The organism is Xanthomonas campestris pv. badrii, from assembly GCF_012848175.1.
Lineage (GTDB): Bacteria > Pseudomonadota > Gammaproteobacteria > Xanthomonadales > Xanthomonadaceae > Xanthomonas > Xanthomonas campestris_C.
In genome coordinates this window covers 4,171,318-4,189,319 of sequence record NZ_CP051651.1, presented here as the reverse complement: position 1 = coordinate 4,189,319, position 18,002 = coordinate 4,171,318, and the positions used below count along the sequence as shown (strand labels likewise).

The 18,002-nt window shown below is 63.4% G+C and carries 14 protein-coding genes and 3 pseudogenes; 13 read left to right on the top strand and 4 right to left on the bottom strand.

Annotation, left to right across the window (positions count from 1 at the left end; translation table 11 throughout):
* Positions 1-78: 78 nt before the first annotated feature.
* Complete coding sequence (locus HG421_RS17820) at positions 79-525, top strand: universal stress protein (RefSeq protein ID WP_169707516.1); 447 nt, start codon at positions 79-81, stop codon at positions 523-525.
* A 161-nt stretch (positions 526-686) separates the two neighbouring features.
* On the opposite strand, the pseudogene tagK reads toward HG421_RS17820, so the two are convergent.
* Positions 687-1,345 (bottom strand): annotated as a pseudogene (gene tagK, locus HG421_RS17815) (transcriptional regulator TagK).
* A 292-nt stretch (positions 1,346-1,637) separates the two neighbouring features.
* Between tagK and tssB the strand changes: the two are divergent.
* The 9 genes from tssB to HG421_RS17770 all read left to right on the top strand — a co-directional run bounded on the left by tssB (position 1,638) and on the right by HG421_RS17770 (position 12,475).
* A complete protein-coding gene (tssB, locus tag HG421_RS17810) occupies positions 1,638-2,147 on the top strand; it encodes a type VI secretion system contractile sheath small subunit (protein WP_169707515.1) in 510 nt (169 codons plus the stop codon).
* Between the two features lie 4 nt (positions 2,148-2,151).
* A complete protein-coding gene (tssC, locus tag HG421_RS17805; protein ID WP_169707514.1) occupies positions 2,152-3,648 on the top strand; it encodes a type VI secretion system contractile sheath large subunit in 1,497 nt (498 codons plus the stop codon).
* Positions 3,649-3,731: 83 nt separating this feature from the next.
* Positions 3,732-4,235 carry an Hcp family type VI secretion system effector gene (locus HG421_RS17800; protein ID WP_005993934.1) on the top strand — a complete coding sequence of 168 codons (504 nt, stop codon included), beginning with the start codon at positions 3,732-3,734 and terminating at the stop codon, positions 4,233-4,235.
* Between the two features lie 208 nt (positions 4,236-4,443).
* On the top strand, positions 4,444-5,238 hold the full coding sequence (locus HG421_RS17795; RefSeq protein ID WP_169707513.1) for a type VI secretion system accessory protein TagJ: 795 nt from the start codon (positions 4,444-4,446) through the stop codon (positions 5,236-5,238).
* A 5-nt stretch (positions 5,239-5,243) separates the two neighbouring features.
* Complete coding sequence (tssE, locus tag HG421_RS17790) at positions 5,244-5,747, top strand: type VI secretion system baseplate subunit TssE (protein WP_169707512.1); 504 nt, start codon at positions 5,244-5,246, stop codon at positions 5,745-5,747.
* A 1-nt stretch (position 5,748) separates the two neighbouring features.
* Positions 5,749-7,632 carry a type VI secretion system baseplate subunit TssF gene (gene tssF / locus HG421_RS17785; protein WP_169708248.1) on the top strand — a complete coding sequence of 628 codons (1,884 nt, stop codon included), beginning with the start codon at positions 5,749-5,751 and terminating at the stop codon, positions 7,630-7,632.
* Entirely contained in the window at positions 7,596-8,636 is a 1,041-nt protein-coding gene (gene tssG, locus HG421_RS17780) for a type VI secretion system baseplate subunit TssG (protein WP_169707511.1), read from the top strand. The genes tssF and tssG overlap by 37 nt, the downstream gene beginning before the upstream one ends.
* A 56-nt stretch (positions 8,637-8,692) precedes the next feature.
* The gene (gene tssH / locus HG421_RS17775; protein WP_169707510.1) at positions 8,693-11,449 is read left to right on the top strand and encodes a type VI secretion system ATPase TssH; all 2,757 of its coding nucleotides are present in this window, start codon (positions 8,693-8,695) and stop codon (positions 11,447-11,449) included.
* Positions 11,450-11,494: 45 nt separating this feature from the next.
* Positions 11,495-12,475 (top strand): hypothetical protein, encoded by a 981-nt coding sequence (locus HG421_RS17770; protein WP_169707509.1) that lies wholly within the window; start codon positions 11,495-11,497, stop codon positions 12,473-12,475.
* 253 nt (positions 12,476-12,728) lie between these two features.
* Here HG421_RS17770 and HG421_RS17765 read toward each other — a convergent pair.
* A pseudogene (locus HG421_RS17765) lies at positions 12,729-13,876 on the bottom strand (IS4 family transposase).
* Positions 13,877-14,376: 500 nt separating this feature from the next.
* On the opposite strand from HG421_RS17765, the gene HG421_RS21345 reads away from it, so the two are divergent.
* A complete protein-coding gene (locus tag HG421_RS21345) occupies positions 14,377-14,652 on the top strand; it encodes a hypothetical protein (protein WP_248279518.1) in 276 nt (91 codons plus the stop codon).
* Positions 14,653-14,681: 29 nt separating this feature from the next.
* Here the strand turns inward: HG421_RS21345 and HG421_RS17755 are convergent, their stop codons facing one another.
* Both HG421_RS17755 and HG421_RS17750 read right to left on the bottom strand, forming a co-directional pair.
* Positions 14,682-14,987, bottom strand: a complete 306-nt coding sequence (locus tag HG421_RS17755) for a hypothetical protein (RefSeq protein ID WP_169707508.1) — start codon at positions 14,985-14,987, stop codon at positions 14,682-14,684.
* Between the two features lie 160 nt (positions 14,988-15,147).
* Positions 15,148-15,840: a transposase gene (locus HG421_RS17750; RefSeq protein ID WP_169707507.1), complete on the bottom strand. Its 693-nt coding sequence runs from the start codon at positions 15,838-15,840 to the stop codon at positions 15,148-15,150.
* A 366-nt stretch (positions 15,841-16,206) separates the two neighbouring features.
* On the opposite strand from HG421_RS17750, the pseudogene HG421_RS17745 reads away from it, so the two are divergent.
* Positions 16,207-16,941 (top strand): annotated as a pseudogene (locus HG421_RS17745) (hypothetical protein).
* Positions 16,942-17,248: 307 nt separating this feature from the next.
* The gene (locus HG421_RS17740; protein WP_169707506.1) at positions 17,249-17,860 is read left to right on the top strand and encodes a hypothetical protein; all 612 of its coding nucleotides are present in this window, start codon (positions 17,249-17,251) and stop codon (positions 17,858-17,860) included.
* The last annotated feature ends 142 nt before the right edge of the window (positions 17,861-18,002 follow it).

Genomic DNA, 18,002 nt, shown 5'->3' with positions numbered 1-18,002 from the left:
TCAAGGCCCACTCCACCCGCACATGCCACCGTGCGTCCAAGTCCACCGGCAGCACTGCCATCCTTGCAGGAGGTCACCATGTACAAACGTATTCTCATCGCCATCGATGCATCCGAGCTGTCGCATCGAGGCCTGTTTCAGGGCCTGGAACTGGCAAAGGCCACTGGCGCCAAGGTCGATATCGTCACCGTGTCCGAGCCGTGGGCGATGGGCATGTACGATGCGATGGGCTGGAGCGTCGGCTACGAGGCCAGCCCGGAATACCGCGCCGAACGCGAGGCGGCCGCTGAGAAGATCCTGCGCCCGGCGCTTGAACTGGCGGCGGCCGCCAATATCAAGGCGACCTCGCGGCATGTGCTGGACCGTTTCGCGGCCGAAGGCATCGTGCAGACCGCCGAGGAATGCAAGAGCGACCTGATCATCATGACCTCGCATGGCCGCCGCGGCGTGCGGCGCATGCTGCTCGGCAGCCAGACGGTGGAAGTGCTCACCCACAGCTCGATCCCGGTGCTGGTGATCCGCTGACACAGCGATCCTGCGGTGCCGCTGCGCGCGTCGCTGCGACGCAATACACGCAGTGACCCAGGATCGCTCATCGAGGGCGCGCACCAGACGCGCGACCGGCTCTGCCGGGGCGGCCATCGCATGTGCAGGCGCGCTTCAACAGCGTACACTCCAGCCAACGCTCAGGCGTCCATCGGCTCCAGCCGCGCCGCCGCGCTCTGCGCCGGCCGTGCCAGGCGGCGTAGCGCTTCGGTATGTACCAGCGGTGCGTTGTAGGTACCCGGCACGCCACTGCGTAAAACATTGGGCACTGGTTGCGGCACGTCCTGGCTCAGCTCGCGCATGAAACGCCACATCGGCATGTAATGGCCACGGCGCGGTGACGGTGCATGCGGCTTGGCGCGGCACTGGCGCCGCCACTGCATCGGCGGCATGCCGAACCGTTGCTGGAAGGCGCGCTGGAACTGCCGCTCGGAGGCAAACCCCATTTCATACAGCAGCCAGGTCAGGCTGCAGTCCGGATAGGCCTGCAGATAGCGGTGCGCGGTGCACAGCCGCTGCTCGCGGATGTAGCTGGCCACACCGCCACGCGACTGGAACAGCCGGTACAACGAGGCGCGCGAGAGGGCGAATGCCTGTTGCAATGAGTCGGTGCCAAGCTCGGCCTCGCCGATGTGCTGCTCGATGTAAGCCAGCAGGTCGATCATCAACGGCGTCTGCGCGTCCATGGTCGCGCACGCCTGCGGAACGATGGCGCCGTAGTAACTGATGCTCATGCGGTGCTGCCTGCGGCCCACTCCCCGGGGCCTGTCCCTGGATCAACCGAAAAAAGCAGCGACAACCCATCACGCGCCTTTCACGAAGTCGGCGGTGCATCACGCATCGGTGCGATTGAGACGATTTGTCGGGTGGGCATCTGGCGCCATTCCTAGACTCGCCGCAGCGCTGAGAAAGCGTCATCGCACGGCCTGACGCTTCGGTCCGCGTGGTGCGCGGCAGTTGCGGGGTGGCCCGCAACACCGGCGTCGCACGCAGGCTGCAGGCCATCCGCCGGGCCGGCGACATCCAAGCCGCAAGGCAGCGCCCGTGCCGAGCACGGTGGCGCAACGGGCAAGCTCAATCGGAGATCAGGCATGGCCAGCAGTCAGAAGTTCATCGCCCGCAACAGGGCGCCACGCGTGCAGATCGAATACGACGTGGAAGTCTACGGCGCGCAGAAGAAGGTGCAGATTCCGTTCGTGATGGGCGTGATGTCGGACCTGTCCGGCGCCAACGCCGGCGAGCTGCCGTCGCTGGACGAGCGCAAGGCGTTGGAGATCGATGTCGACAACTTCGACAGCCGGCTGCAGTCGATGCGCCCGCGTGCGCAGTTCAAGGTGCCCAACACGCTCACCGGCGAAGGCGAGCTGGCGGTGGACATCACCTTCGAGAGCATGGACGACTTTTCGCCGGCCGCCATTGCGCGCAAGGTCGCGCCGCTGGCCAAGTTGCTGGAAGCGCGCACCCAGCTGGCCAACCTGGACACCTACATGGACGGCAAGGCCGGTGCCGAGCAGCTGATTGCCAATGCCATCCGCGACCCGGCGTTGCTGCAGTCGCTGGTGTCGGTGGCCAAACCCGCCTCCGAGCCGGAAGGAGCCTAAAGCCATGTCCGCTACCGAAGCCGCACTGGCCAGCAGCAGCAGCACCGAAACAGCCGAGCAGGGCGATTTTGCCGCGCTGCTCAATCGTGAGTTCCGCCCCAAGAGCGAACGCGCCAAGGAAGAAGTGGAATCGGCGGTGCGCACGCTGGCCGAGCAGGTGCTTGCGCGCAGCGACGTGGTCAGCGAAGACGTCTCGCAGACCATCAAGGCCTACATCGCCGAGATCGACCGCACCCTCACCGAACAGCTCAACCAGATCCTGCATCACGCCGATCTGCAGCAGCTGGAAGGCGCCTGGCGCGGCCTGCATTACCTGGTCAACAACACCGAGACCGACCAGCAGCTCAAGATCCGCGTGCTTAACATCAGCAAGAAGGAACTGGGCAAGGTGCTCAAGCGCTACAAGGGCACCGCCTGGGATCAGAGCCCGATCTTCAAGAAGGTCTACGAGCAGGAATACGGCCAGCTCGGTGGCGAACCGTATGGCTGCCTGGTCGGCGATTACTACTTCGACCAGAGCCCGCCGGATGTGGAGCTGCTCAACGGCATCGCACAGGTGGCCGCGGCCGCGCACGCCCCGTTCATTGCCGCGGCCGCGCCCAAGTTGATGGGCATGGACAACTGGAACGAGCTGTCCAACCCGCGCGATCTGGCCAAGATCTTCTCCACGCCCGATTACGCCGCGTGGCGTTCGCTGCGCGAATCGGAAGATTCCAAGTACATCGGCCTGGCGATGCCGCGCACGCTCTCGCGCCTGCCGTACGGCGCAGCCACCAGCCCAGTGGACGAGTTCGATTTCGAAGAAGACACCGCCGGCGCCGATTCCAATAAATACACCTGGCAAAACGCCGCCTATGCGATGGCGGTGAACATCAACCGCTCGTTCAAGCAGTACGGCTGGTGCTCGCGCATTCGCGGCATCGAATCCGGCGGTGCGGTGGAAGGGTTGCCCACCCATACCTTCCCTACCGACGACGGTGGCGTGGACATGAAGTGCCCCACCGAAGTGGCGATCACCGACCGCCGCTCGGCCGAGCTGGACAAGATGGGCCTGATGCCGCTGGTACATCGCAAGAATTCGGACATGGCCGCCTTCATCAGCGCGCAATCCTTGAACAAGCCCGACGAATACGACGACCCGGATGCCACCGCCAATGCGGCACTGGGCGCGCGTCTGCCGTACATGTTCGCGTGCTGCCGGTTTGCGCATTACCTCAAGTGCATCGTGCGCGACAAGATCGGTTCGTTCTCCGATCGCGAACAGATGCAGAGCTGGCTGACGCGCTGGGTCACGCAGTACATCGATGGCGACCCGTCCAATTCCAGCGAAGAAACCAAGGCACGCAAGCCGCTGGCCGCTGCCGAGGTGGTGGTGGAGGAAGTGGAAGGCGCGCCGGGCTATTACAGCTCCAAGTTCTTCCTCAAGCCGCATTACCAGCTCGAAGGCCTGACCGTCTCGTTGCGCCTGGTCTCGCGCTTGCCCTCGGCCGCCAAGGCCTGATCCGACGCATTCGCGTCACGGGCACGACGCCACTGCGCGTTGCGCCATCCCTGTGTTGTCACTTTCATTGAAGGAGCAGTTCCATGGCGTTCGACATGCACATCAAGTTCGGCAGCGGCAAGGTCAAGATCGAAGGCGCGTCCAACCACAAGAAGCACAAGGGCGAGATTCCGATCCTGGCGTGGTCGTGGGGCGCGAGCAATTCGGGCGACCTGCACACCGGTGGCGGTTCGGCCAGCGGCGGCAAGGCACATATCCAGGACATCTCCATCACCAAGTACGTGGACGGCTGCTCCAACGCGCTGCTGGATGCAGTGTGCACCGGTGCACGAGTGGAGAACGCCTGGCTGTACGTCACCAATGCCACCGGCGAGCAGAGCGACTTCCTCACGCTGGAGCTTAGCGAAGGCGTGCTGATCACCTCGCTGTCCACCGGCGGGTCCGGCGGCGAAGACCGTCTGACCGAAAACGTGACGCTGCACTTCGGCAAGTTCAAGTACGGCTTCCAGCCGCAGGACGACAAGGGCACGGCGCAGGGCGGGGCGAAGGAATTCACCTACGACATCCAGGGCGTCGCCAAGGCATAACGCGCCACGCACACCGCGTGTGCGATCGCCGGATGGCAGGGCGAATGGGAGATCGGCAGGCACCACGCGTCCACGCCGGCCGCATCGCACCGCCTGCGGTTCTCCGGCAACCGCGCGCGTGGGTGTGCTGCTGCACGCGATGCCTGCAATGCAATGACCGGCGGTGTCCACAGCGACACCGCCCCTTTCTTCGATGAGGACATGCGCGATGGATGCCACCGCACACAGCCTGCTTGCCCGTGGCGAGCCGGCGCAGGCATTGCAGCAGCTGGTGCAGCAGGTGCGCCGGCAGCCGGCCGATGCTGCGCAGCGCGTGTTCCTGTTCCAGCTGCTGGCCGTGCTGGGCCAATGGTCGCGTGCGGCCGACCAGCTGCGTGCCTGCGGCGAGCTGGATGGCACCACGCAGCCGTTGGTGCAGACGTATCTCACGGTGCTGCAGGGCGAGCAGACACGGGCGCAGGTGTTCGCCGGCACTCAGTTGCCGCACGTGATCGGCGAGCCGGCCGAGTGGCTGGCGCTGCACCTGCAGGCGCTGCGCCTGTCTGCACAAGGCCATGGCGCGCAGGCCAACGCACTGCGTGCGCAAGCCTTCGAACTGGCACCGGCAAGCGCGGGCGTGCTCGATGGCGAACGCTTCGAATGGCTGTCCGATGCCGATGCGCGCTTCGGGCCCTGCATCGAACTGATGCTCGACAGCGGCTATGCCTGGGCACCATTGCAGCAGATCCATCAGCTGCGCTTCGAAGCGCCGGTGGACCTGCGCGATACCGTGTGGGCGCCAGTGAGCGTGCTATGGCGCAACGGCGGCCAGGCCTTCGGCTACCTGCCGGTGCGGTATCCCGGCAGCGAGCATCTGGATGCCGGCGAGCTGCAATTGGCGCGCCGCACCGAATGGACACAGGGCGCGCAGGGCGAGATCGGCCTGGGCCAGCGCATGTGGAGTACCGAATCGCATGAGATTGCGCTGCTCGATGTGCGCAATGTGCAGTTCGACGCGGGCTGACGCAGATGGCCGAGCTCACCACCACCGAACGCCTGCAGCCTTCGCTGCTGGACCGGCTGACCGACACCGTGCCTAGCCAGCGCGAAGAGAGCCGCGAGCAACGCGTGATCTCGGCCACGCGCCTGCGCGAATGCGTGATCCGCGATCTGTCGTGGTTGTTGAATGCGGTGAATCTGGACACCAGCCATCCGTTGGGCGCGTATCCGCAGGTGCAGCGCTCGGTCCTCAACTTCGGTATCCCGGATCTGGCCGGCGTGGCGGTTACCGGCATCGATGCGGCGGCGCTGCAGCAGCGCATCCGCGAGGCGATCCTGGCGTTCGAACCACGCCTGATTCCCGACACGCTGCGCGTCAGCGTGCATGCCGATGCCACGCGCATGGACCGGCGCTCACTGCTGTTCACCATCGAATCGGAGATGTGGGCGCAGCCGTTGCCGTTGAACCTGTACCTGAAGACGGCGCTGGACCTGGAAACCGGGCGGCTCGATGTCGTCGAAGGGCATGGCTGAGATGGACCCGCGCCTGCTCCCGTACTACAGCCGTGAATTGCAGCATGTGCGCGACATGGGCGCTGAATTTGCGCGCGAGTATCCCAAGATCGCCGGGCGGCTGGGGCTGGATGCGTTCGAATGCGCCGACCCGTACGTGGAGCGCCTGCTCGAAGGCTTCGCATTCCTGGCCGCGCGCGTGCAGCTCAAGCTGGACGCGCAGTACCCGGTCTTCACCCAGCACCTGCTGGAAATGGTCTACCCGCACTACCTGGCGCCGTTGCCGTCGATGGCGGTGGTGCAGCTGCAGCCTGACCTGAAAGACAGCGGGCTGGCGGCAGGAGTAACGGTGCCGCGCCAGAGCGCCTTGCGCAGCCTGATTGGCGCCGGCGAACGTACCGCCTGCGAGTTCCGCACCGCGCATGCAGTGACGCTGTGGCCACTGCAGGTGGCCGAGGCGAAGTACCTGGACTCGCCGGCCGCGCTCGCGGCCGCCGGCATTGGCCTGCCGGCGGGGCGCACCGTGCGTGCGGGCATCCGCCTGCGGCTGGAACTGGTGGGGGGCGCACAGGTGCAGGCGCTGGCGCTCGATCGCCTGCCGATCTTCCTGGCCGGTGCCGATGGCCTGCCCAAGCGGTTGTACGAACAACTGCATGCCGACACCAGCGCAGTGATAGTGCGCGGCAATGATGCGGGCGGTGCCAGCGTGGAAACCACACTGGCCGCGCACACGCTGCAGATGCGTGGCTTTGCCGACGAGGATGCGCTGATTCCTTACGATGGCCGCTCATTCAGCGGTTACCGTCTGCTACAGGAATACTTCGCCTGCCCGGAGCGCTTCCTGTTCGCCGAGTTCACCGGCCTGCGTGCGCCGCTGCGTCGCCTGCATGGCAGCAGCCTCGAGTTGGTGGTGTTGTTGGAGCGCAGCGTGCCCAGCCTGGCGGCCGCAGTGAGTGCCGAACACATCAAGTTGTTCTGCACGCCGGCGATCAATCTGTTCGAACGTCGCGCCGACCGTATCCACCTGCAGGCTGGCCAGCACGAGTATCACGTGCTGGCAGATCGCACTCGGCCAATGGATTTCGAGATCCATCACCTGGGCGAGGTGGAAGGCTTCGGCGACCGTCAGGAGCCGGAGCAGCGCTTTACCCCGTTCTATGGCGGCGACGCACGCAGCTGGCATGCACGGCATGGCGCGTTCTACAGCACGCGCCGCGAGCCGCGGGTGTTGTCTGCGCGGCAACGTCGCGACGGGGCACGTTCCAGTTATGCGGGCAGCGAGGTCTTCGTCAGCCTGGTCGATGCCAATGACCAGGCGCAGGCCAGTAGCCTGCGCCAACTCGGCTTGCAGCTGTGGTGCAGCAACCGCGATCTGCCGCTGCATATGCCGGTAGGCAAGGGAGCAAGCGACTTCACGATGGACAGCGGCGTGCCGGTGCGCAGCGTGCGCTGCGTGGCCGGGCCGACCAAGCCACGTCCGGCGTTGTCCGACGGGCAGACCGCATGGCGCCTGCTCAGCCAATTGCAGCTCAATTACCTGTCGTTGTTCGAAGACGGCCCCAATGGCGCGGCCGCGCTGCGCGAGATCCTCACGCTGTATTGCGATCCGTTCGATGCGTCTGCGCAACGCCAGATCGAAGGCATCAAGAACGTGACCGGTACGCCGATCGTACGGCGCATTCCGGTACCGGGCCCGATCACCTTCGGCCGCGGCCTGGAGGTCACGCTCACCTGCGAGGACGCGGCGTTCGAAGGTACCGGTGCATTCCTGCTGGCTTCGGTGCTGCGGCACTTCTTTGCGCGCTATGTCTCGGTGAATTCCTTCACCGAAACGGTCCTGCGCACCACCGAACGCAACGAGGTGGCCCGATGGCCAGCCCAGCCCGGCACGCGCCCGCGCCTGTGAGCGCGGCGGCTGCGGCGCTGGCCCAGGCGCTGCAGACCCGGCCACAGGATTTCAGCCCGTTCGCGGCCTTGCGCGCGATCGAGCGCTGCCATCCGCAGCATCCGCGCCTGGGCGAATCCGCCCGCGCCGTGGACGATGCGGTGCGCCTGCGCCACACGCCGTCGCTGGCGTTCGCACCACATGCACTGGACCGCTACACGCCAGCATACGACGAGCAGCCCGCTGCGCTATATGGCGTGTTTTTGGGCCTGTTTGGTCCCAACGCGCCGTTGCCCTTGCACCTGACCGAATACGCCATCGAGCGTGCGCAGCAGGCCAAGGACGGCACCTTCGCCGCGTTTGCCGATGTGTTCCATCACCGCATGCTCAGCCTGTTCTACCGCGCGTGGGCACAGGCGCAGCCCACCGTGCAGGCAGAGCGCGCAGCCTGCGACCAGTTCCGCGGCTGGCTGGATGCGCTGGTCGGCATCGCCAGCCCGCACCTGCGCGAGCGCGATGCCTTGCCGGACGATGCGCGTCGTTACTACGCCGGTCGCCTGGGCGCAGCCACGCGCACGCCCGAGGGCCTGCGTGCGCTGCTGCAGCAGTTGTTCGAGTGGCCGGTACAGGTGCAGGAATTCATTGCCGAATGGATGCGGCTGCCTGCCGACGCGCAGTTGCAGCTGGGCCTGGGCCCGCGCAACGCGCAGCTCGGCGTGGACAGCGTGGTCGGTGCACAGGTGCGCGGTGCGCAACAGCGCGTGCGTATCCGGCTGGGGCCATTGCCACGCATCGCGTTTCAACGCTTCCTGCCGGGCGGCCAGGCGCTGCGCCAGCTGACCGCCGCGGTGCGCAGCTATCTGGGCGACGAGTTCGGCTGGGAACTGCAGCTAGTGCTCAAGGCCGACGAGGTACCCACCCCGCAGCTGGCGCGCAACAGCCGGCTGGGCCTGGATACCTGGATCGGCCGCCGCGCCTGGAGCATCGCCGACGCCGACGAGGTGCTGCTGCGCCCATCGGGCTGACGCGCACCGCGCTCCCTTTCGCTCACACGCAACGTACCGACTTCGAAGGACGCATCATGGCCGAGATCTCCCGCAGTGCCCTGTTCGGCAAGCTCAATCCACTCGCCTATCGCGGCATCGAAAGCGCCACCGTGTTCTGCAAGCTGCGCGGCAACCCGTACGTGGAGCTGGTGCACTGGCTGCATCAGTTGCTGCAGCTGCAAGATTCCGACCTGCACCGCATCGTCAAACACTTTCAGCTCAATCCGTCCACGCTGGCGCGCGATGTCACCGCCGCGCTGGACGGCCTGCCGCGCGGCTCCACCGCCGTCACCGACCTGTCGGCCAATGTCGAAGAAGCGGTGGAACGCGGTTGGGTGTATGCCTCGCTCAGCTTTGGCGAGGCACAGGTGCGCACCGGCTATTTGGTGGTCGGCATTCTGAGCGTGCGCGGCCTGCGCAATGCATTGCTGGCGATTTCCAAGGAATTCGACAAGCTCAAGCCCGCGGTACTCAACGAACACTTTGCGCAGATCGTGGCCGGTTCGCCGGAAGAGGGGCTGCTGCCCAGCGATGGCTTTTCGCTCGGCCAGACCGCTGCGCCTGGCGAGGCCAGCGGCGCCATCGCGCCGGCGGCAATGGGCAAGCAGGAAGCATTGAAGAAATTCACCACCGACCTCACCGCACAAGCCCGCGAGGGCAAGCTCGACCCGATCATCGGCCGCGACGACGAGATCCGCCAGGTGGTCGACATCCTGATGCGCCGCCGCCAGAACAACCCGATCCTGGTCGGCGAGGCCGGCGTGGGCAAGACTGCAGTGGTGGAAGGCTTCGCGCAGCGCATCGCCCGTGGCGATGTGCCACCCGCATTGAAGGACGTGCAACTGCGCACGCTGGATGTGGGCCTGCTGCAGGCAGGCGCCAGCATGAAGGGCGAGTTCGAACAGCGCCTGCGCGCAGTCATCGACGACGTGCAGGCCAGCCCCAAGCCCATCATCCTGTTCGTGGATGAAACCCATACCTTGGTCGGCGCCGGTGGTGCCGCCGGCACCGGCGATACGGCCAACCTGCTCAAGCCGGCATTAGCACGCGGCACGCTGCGCACGGTAGGTGCGACCACGTTTGCCGAGTACAAGAAGTACATCGAGAAAGATCCTGCACTGACCCGGCGCTTCCAGGCCGTGCAGGTGGATGAGCCGGACGAGGCCAAGGCGGTGCGCATGATGCGCGGCGTCGCGTCGATGATGGAACAGCACCACAGTGTGCAGATTCTCGACGAGGCGCTGGAAGCGGCAGTCAAGCTCAGCCACCGCTATATCCCTGCGCGCCAGCTGCCGGACAAATCGGTGAGCCTGCTCGACACCGCCTGCGCGCGCGTGGCGGTCAGCCTGCACGCCACGCCTGCGGAGGTGGACGATAGCCGCCGCCGCATCGAAGCGCTGGACACCGAGCACGCCATCATCGAACGCGAGCGCGCGATTGGCATCGCAGTGGAGGAGCGTGCTGCTGCGTGCGCCGGCCTGCTGGAAAGCGAGCACGGCCGACTGCGTGATCTGGAACAGCGCTGGGTTGGCGAGAAAGCATTGGTGGATGAGCTGTTGTCGCTGCGCGCACAGCTGCGTAGCGGCAATGCGCCGGTGGAAGGCACTGGTAGTGCGTTGGAAGCAGAGGCCGATGCCGACGCCGCTGTCGCGCAGGCGGCGTCTGGCGACACCGCCGTGCTCGACGCACCGGTGCAGGTTGATCGCGACACACTGCTCGCGCGCCTGCAGCTGGTACAGGCGGAACTAGGCGCACTCCAGGGCGAATCGCCCTTGATCCTGCCCACGGTCGACTACCAAGCGGTGGCCGCCGTGGTCGCCGACTTGACCGGCATCCCGGTCGGGCGCATGGCCCGCAACGAGATCGACACCGTCCTGCGCCTGCCCGAACTACTGGCCAAGCGCGTGATCGGCCAGGACCACGCCATGGAGATGATCGCCAAGCGCATCCAGACCAGCCGCGCCGGCCTGGACAACCCGGACAAACCGATCGGCGTGTTCCTGCTCGCCGGCACCTCCGGCGTCGGCAAGACCGAAACCGCGCTCGCGCTGGCCGAAACCCTGTACGGCGGCGAACAGAACCTGATCACCATCAATATGAGCGAATACCAGGAGGCCCACACCGTCTCCTCGCTCAAGGGCGCACCGCCGGGCTACGTCGGCTACGGCGAAGGCGGCGTGCTCACTGAAGCGGTGCGCCGCAAACCCTACTCGGTGGTGCTGCTGGACGAGGTGGAGAAGGCGCACCCGGACGTCCACGAACTGTTCTTCCAGGTTTTCGACAAGGGCTGGATGGAAGACGGCGAAGGCCGCCGCATCGACTTCCGCAACACCCTGATCATCCTGACCAGCAACGCCGGCACCGACCTGATCGCCAGCCTGTGCAAGGACCCGGAGCTGATGCCGGATCCGGAGGGTATGGCCAAGGCCATTCGCGAGCCGTTGTTGAAGGTGTTTCCGCCGGCATTGCTCGGGCGGCTGGTCGCGATTCCGTATTACCCGCTGAGCCACGACATGCTGGCGAAGATCGTGCGGCTGCAGTTGAACCGCATCAAGCAGCGCATCGAAGCGCGCTACAGGATTCTGTTCGAGTACGACGAGTCGGTGGTCGAGCTGGTGGTGAGCCGCTGCACCGAGAGCGAATCGGGCGGGCGGATGATTGATGCGATTTTGAGCAATTCGATGTTGCCGGAGATCAGCCGTGAGTTCCTGCGGAGGATGGTCGACGGAAAAGACATCGCGGGCGTACGAGTGGGGCGCAAGGAAGGCGGATTCGACTATCGCTTCGATTGAAAACGCTCCGAGGGTGCGAAGGAGTCTCAATGACGGAGAAAGAGCATGCAATGCGAGAACATCGTGCTGATCCCTTTTTACCACGGTGATGGGGACCAGGAGTTGGCGGACAATCTTGAAGCACTTTCCAAGAAATACAAGGGTAGGACGGTCCGCGCCAGCGCGGTCACTGTCGTATCGGCCGAGTTCGGCAAGTCCGCTAAGGTGGAAGAGGTGGTGGAGGCCATTTTCGCGAGCAGTGATGTGCTTGGGGCTTCGCGGGATAACGGACTCTACTTTCTAATTCACGCAGGCGCGACTCAGTCCAACCCGTCTGCAGTGTTCCTCGCCGAGGTAGTCGCGGGACTCGCCAAGAAGGGAATCTGTTTCCGGAAGATCAATTTGGCAGGCTGTTTCACCGGGGGAAACAAGCTCGGTAATGTTGCGAGCAGTGTCTTAGCCCAGTTCACTCGTAGGCTTGTCGAACTCATACCCAAGGAGGAAAGAGGCGCGCTCCTAACTGGACTGGGTGTGAGTGCCTACCTCACCGAAGTCACGACGTTTTATGAGGAAAGCGTTTACTACCAAGGCCTGATTCTGAAACAATTCACATCGCCAGCCGGATTAGACGGTATCCATAACCTTGTTCAGAGGACGAAAGAGAAATCGTTATCCAGGACGCATCCAGATGTTCTGGATGGACAAGCTAAGGCTCTTGTGGACTTCAACAGGGAGAATTTCGCGAAGATATACGATGGAAAGGCATACAAAAAGGTTTCCTCCGCAGATCCGAAAACCCAAGAGAGCGTCTATATCGCACAGCGAGGAATAATTGCTAAGAAGATAACCATGCAACAAGCCATTGCAGAGTTGGTCGCCGGTTACGAGATGTATATGAGAACGAAGGTCGTTGCTATGTTTGATGACAGGAGTTCAAGTTTCATCCCGGGATCCATCGCCAGCTACACCGACAATGACACGGTGAAGAGCATGATCGTTGAAGTTGAAAGAATGCGAGGGTCTTCGAAGTACACGTTCCACCTTTGAGTCCATCGCGGACCCCACATCGAGATCGCAAATTTTGGCTCTCGATCACGGTGCAGCGCTCGACCGGTGGCGAATCTCCAAGTCTCCGTCCTGTTCCTGCGACAATCCCCGTCCGCAAGGAACCCGGCACGCGCCGGGAAGCGAGCGTCGAGTCGTCTCCCGTGCGAGCCACGCGTTGATGACCGACCGGGGAGGAGGCGGCGATGGACGAGCGGGGGGTAACGGGGTCAGGTTCTTAGGTATCCCCACGTGTTTACGGTACCAGCGTCATCTGCTCGCGCACTGCGTCGGGCAGTGTGCGCAAGCGTTCCAGCCAGCGTGAGACAGGTTCCATCGGCCAGCGTCTGACCAACGCCTCGCGGCCGATGCGCAGTGTCGAGTAAAGCTTGCGCTGACTGTTGCGTGGCGACAGCCATTGGGCGATGCCGGTGGCTTCGCAGCCCAGTCCTGCCAGCCAACTGGCGAAGGTGGCCAGGGTGTTGAGCAACAACAGGATCTGCAACCGCTCGCCTCGACGGGTCAGGCTGTCTTCCATCGCTTGGCCGTAGCGATGCGACTTCAGATCCCGAAATGCCAGCTCGATCTGCATCCGTCGTGCGTACAGGTTGACCAATTGCTTTGCGCTGGGTGCCTGCAACTGTGGGGAGGCAACGGCGAGCGTCGATTGCGTTGCTGCCGTCCCTGCGGTGTCTTGGCGTAGAGCACCAGGCGGCAATCGAGCGGATCGCTGCGATTGACCTGCATCGGTGGCAATTCGTGTGCGCGGTTGGACGCCAGCGCATGCAGGCGTCGGCTATCGATCCACTGCGCTGCATCATCGGGCACGTCTTGCGGTTTGACCTGCGTGCGACCGCGCAGACGCCCGACCCAATCCCAGCCCATCGCCGACACTGCGCGGAACCATGGCGTGCGGAATCCGGCGTCGGTGACCAGGATCGGACGCACAGCGTCTGGAATCAAGGCGCGCAGTTGCTGCAAAAAGCGCTTCTCCGCACCAAGCGAGCCTTGCTCTTTTCCCGGGACAACCATGTCCAGCAAGGTGAGCGTGCGCCCACCGAACGGAACGGCGGCGCGCAGCAGGCACCACGATTTGTCCGGCTTCAGATCGCGCCAATCGATCACGATCACCGCCTGCGCCCCGCGCAACAGCCAATGCGCCATGTCCCGCTCGATCACGGACCGCTCGGCGTACAACGCGCGATTGCACAGCAGGCGGTCGCATGCCTTGAGGGGCGCACGTACCCGCGTCGCGCCAGGCCACGCACGTGCAATGTCGATCAGCGTCAGCCTGCCTCCATGCACCAGCGCTTCAACCGCGCGCAGCAAGCTGCGTTGACGTAATGCATGCATCCCGGAGAGTGAGTTGGACAGGCACTTCTGCAATACTTCGCTGGCGCGCATGGTTGGCACTCTTCTCTGGCTTAGTCACCTTGAAGCGTGCCCCATGCGCGCACCTTCTTCCAATATCCCGGCGCACCAAGTGCTTGATTTTGCAAAGGGGAATGTGGGGATACCTCAGAACCTGACCCCGTTAGCGGAATCCGAGGCGCCGCCTGCGGGAGGCGGGTGGCTGCACTGATCCTAGCTTGGTTGGCTTGAGGCAAGAACGCACAGCAAATGAAGGGCGGCGCTGGGACCTGTGGAACGCCCAGGGCCTAGTTGCTATCTTCCGCACATACGAGCCGCAGACCATGTCCAAGGAGTGACCGATGGCTGAGCAAGAGCGATCAATCCCGCGTTTTCCAGTGGCCGCGCTAGTGATGGTGATGGCGTTGATCACCTCGTGAGCTACCTCCGCTTCCGCGAGCAAATCCCCGCCGTTCTCCGGGGAGTGGGCATATGCCAAGAAATGCGACTTGGGCCACTATCTGAGTCTGCATCTCCAACAGAGTGGCGATCGCGTGACCGGTGACTGGAGCGAGGGCACCAACGTACGCGGCAATGATGGGCAGTTGCAGGGAGAGGTGCGCGGAGACACGCTGTATATCCGCTACTGTAGCGATGACGGAGGAAATGGCCACTCCGCATGTCCGGCTTTCTCCGAGCGAGAGGATCAGTTCAAGCTGGAAAATGGACAGCTCATTCGATATGAGAAGTACGGTTCCAGCTATCGCCGCACTGTCGCGCTTTATCCGGATATCGCAGGTAAGGACGTGCCTTATGACAAAGATTGTTAGTCAGAAGGGGTCAGAGTGATTTACCAACATCACTTGGATGAAGCGCTCGGCCGTCCACGCGGCCGAGTCGTGACGCGGCGGCCCAGCATCGCTTCGATCTGTGTCTGAAAGCGCGGTGTGCCAAGTGCACGTTGTTGTTCTAGGTAGCTGCGAATTTCTGTAAGGCGCTGTTGGTCAAGAGCCTCAGCGAACAACGCACGATACGCAGCAAGACGCGTCACCAGCTGTACGTCCAGCGCCAGATAGGTTTCGTGCGGAGTGATCAATGGATCATGGATGCCTTGAGCGTTGTAACGGTGGCTCGACCAGCGGTAGGCGCCAGGGTCGGTCACCATTGCGGCTCGCACTGGGTTGAGCTCGATGTATCGGTAGCAGGCCAGGACATACCGTTCGGCGTCGACCGGGAACAAAAGGGTCCGGGAACAAAAGGGTCAGAGTGATTTACCAACATCACTTGGATGAAGAGAACAAAAGGGTCAGAGTGATTTACCAACATCACTTGGATGAAGCGCTCGGCCGTCCACGCGGCCGAGTCGTGGCGCAGCGGCCCAGCATCGCTTCGATCTGTGTCTGAAAGCGCGGTGTGCCAAGTGCACGTTGTTGTTCGAGGTAGATGCGAATTTCTGCAAGGCGCTGTTGGTCAATGGCTTCAGCGAATAACACACGATACGCAGCAAGACGCTTAACCGGCTGTACGTCCAGCGCCAGATAGGTTTCGTGTGGAGTGATCAATGGATCATGGATGCCCTGAGCATTGTAGCGGTGGCTCGACCAGCGGTAGGCGCCAGGGTCGGTCACCATTGCGGCTCGCACTGGGTTGAGCTCGATGTATCGGTAGCAGGCCAGGACATACCGTTCGGCGTCGACCAGGCAGGCCTTATAGCGGCCTTCCCAGAGCGTGCCGGTGCGTCGGTACTTGATGTTGATGTAGCTGACGTAGCGACGGCCGAGCGCCTGCATCATGCGCGAGACGGCTCCCTTCGCGGAGGGCGTCGCCATGAGATGTACGTGATTGGTCATCAGCACATAGGCATGAATCCGGCAGCCTTGCGCAGTCGCGGCTTCATGCAGCATGGTCAGGTAATGGCGATAGTCGACGTCTTCGAAGAAGCACGGCATACGGTCGTTGCCACGTTGCACGACATGTTGGGCAACATGTGGGATATCCAGGCGAGGAGGGCGTGCCATGTCGGAGAGTCCAGAGGCGAATACCCAACGATGGTTTGAATACGGGATGACGTCTGTCGGCGGTGATACCTGCTTCTGGTAAGTAGGTGAACGATGATTTTGTCAGATATTTCTTGCACGCGCTCTGCGGTGTTAACGCCACCCGCGTAGCCCACGGTGCTGAGTGAGTGACTCTGATCTCATAAGGCTGACCGACATAGCTGCGAATTGCCGCTAGGCGCTGTTGGCCGAGGGCCTCCGCCAATAGCGCACACTATGTCAAGACAGCGGAAGCACGCTCTGCTCAGCGGCAGCGCAAACACGACGCTCGCTTGGAGTTACCACGATGTCGCACACTTGTGCTCCGGTCGAACACAGGACGAGGCGATGGCACGGCGATATGGATGGTGCGGGATGCTGGTGTGGCTGGTGGCTTTCGGCGTGGCGGCGGCTGGTCCGGCGCCCGGCCAATACAGCACCAAGCACGGCTGGGGCAGCCTGCAGGTCAGCGACAAGGGTGGTGCGCGCCACCTCGAGATTTTCGCCGTGGGCGCCAACGGCCACAGCTGCTCGCTGGAGGGTACGCTGCAGGGCGACAAGGCCGAAGTGAGCGATGTTGGCGACGCGCCCTGCAAGCTCTCGTTCAAGCCGTTGGCAGGGGGCTTCAACATCGCCGCACTCACCCAGGATAGCTGCCGCTATTACTGTGGCATACGCGCTCATTTCGAAGGCGACTATCTGCGGTTGCCGGCCGGCTGCACCTCCGCAGGCAGCAGCCGACGACGTGAGGCGTATCTGCGGGACTATCGCGGCAAGCGCTATGCCGAAGCACTTGCCGGCATGCAGGCATTTGCGGGCGAGTGCGGCGAGTTCCTCAACTGGCTCGATCGCGACCGTTTCGCCAACGACCGCGCGCTCACGTTATTGCGCTTGAACCGTCCGCAGGAGTGCCTGACGGCGCTTGATCAGACCATGGCTGGTCGCAGCCACGACGAGGCCTCGTTCCAGGCGTAACTGGACAAGAACAGCACGATGCTCCCGCCCAGCGACTGGGATGCGTACCTGCCCATCGCCAGGTCCACCTGGTTCAATCGCAAACTGTGCGAGGCGGCCAAGCGCTGAGCGTGAGTGGCCCTGCGTCGCTGAGCGCAGGCAAGCGCCTGCACACGGCGGCGTGCCGCGGATCGTTCATGCGCGACGCAGAGTGCTCGAATCGTCGGCGGCCATTGCGCTCAGTGGCTATCTCGGCCGTCGTTGTCTCAGGCAGCGGATAGCGGACGGGGTCGGGGAAAACGATGGCTCAGATTTGCCAGCGCTCGTTGATGACAGAGACGTTTTGACGGGTTGGAACTCCGGCCCGATAAGAAAATACGTCCCTCGTCTTCCTGCTGTGTCTTTGCCGGTGACGTCATCTTCGATGGGGTGGACGATGTCGTGGGTACCCAACAAACGCAAATCTTGGCCACCGGGAAAATTCAAGGACGGCGCCAGCGAATGGGAGTTGCTGCAAAGCGATCCTGGCATCAACAGCTTGGCCGATGCCGTTGTCGACGCCAACGACGATGATTTCGACTGGGTTGGTAGCGTACCTGGGCGGCCTGGGCCTTACAGCACCACCTGGAATCTGGTCTATGCGGCCAGAAAGCCGGATGGGAAAGGCGGCTTCGAAGTGCCCTGTGGTGAGTCCGGCGACGGCACCATCAAATTGAATGGGCAGTTTCAGGAAGTGGGCGCGGCCTCGACGCCGCATGGAAAATTGCGCAAGCCTCCTGTCTGCCACGTCATCCCCTGGGTATTGTTATCCATCGCGCTGGACGAACACGCGCAGCTCGCCAAGAAAACGCTCAAGAGCGACTTTAAACGCTTCGTATGCTGGGGCGATGTCAGCAATTTGCGCACTGGGCACAATGGCTGCAACGCGGGTGGTACGAAGGTGACGGCGCTGACGGCAACCTCGTCGCAGAAAGCCCAGGCCTCGATATTCGTCTCAGCCTGCGCCACGACGTACGAAGGTTTGTATGGATCCAGATTCGAAACGTGATTGCCGGGGCACCGCAGACGGAAATAGGCGATGCAGGATTGATGTGACCTTGAGCGACCGCAGCGAGAGGCGCATGGGCTCGATCTTTGTTGCCATTGGCGACGCATGCGATCGCCAATGGCAAAAACGAGGGCGCGCGCTC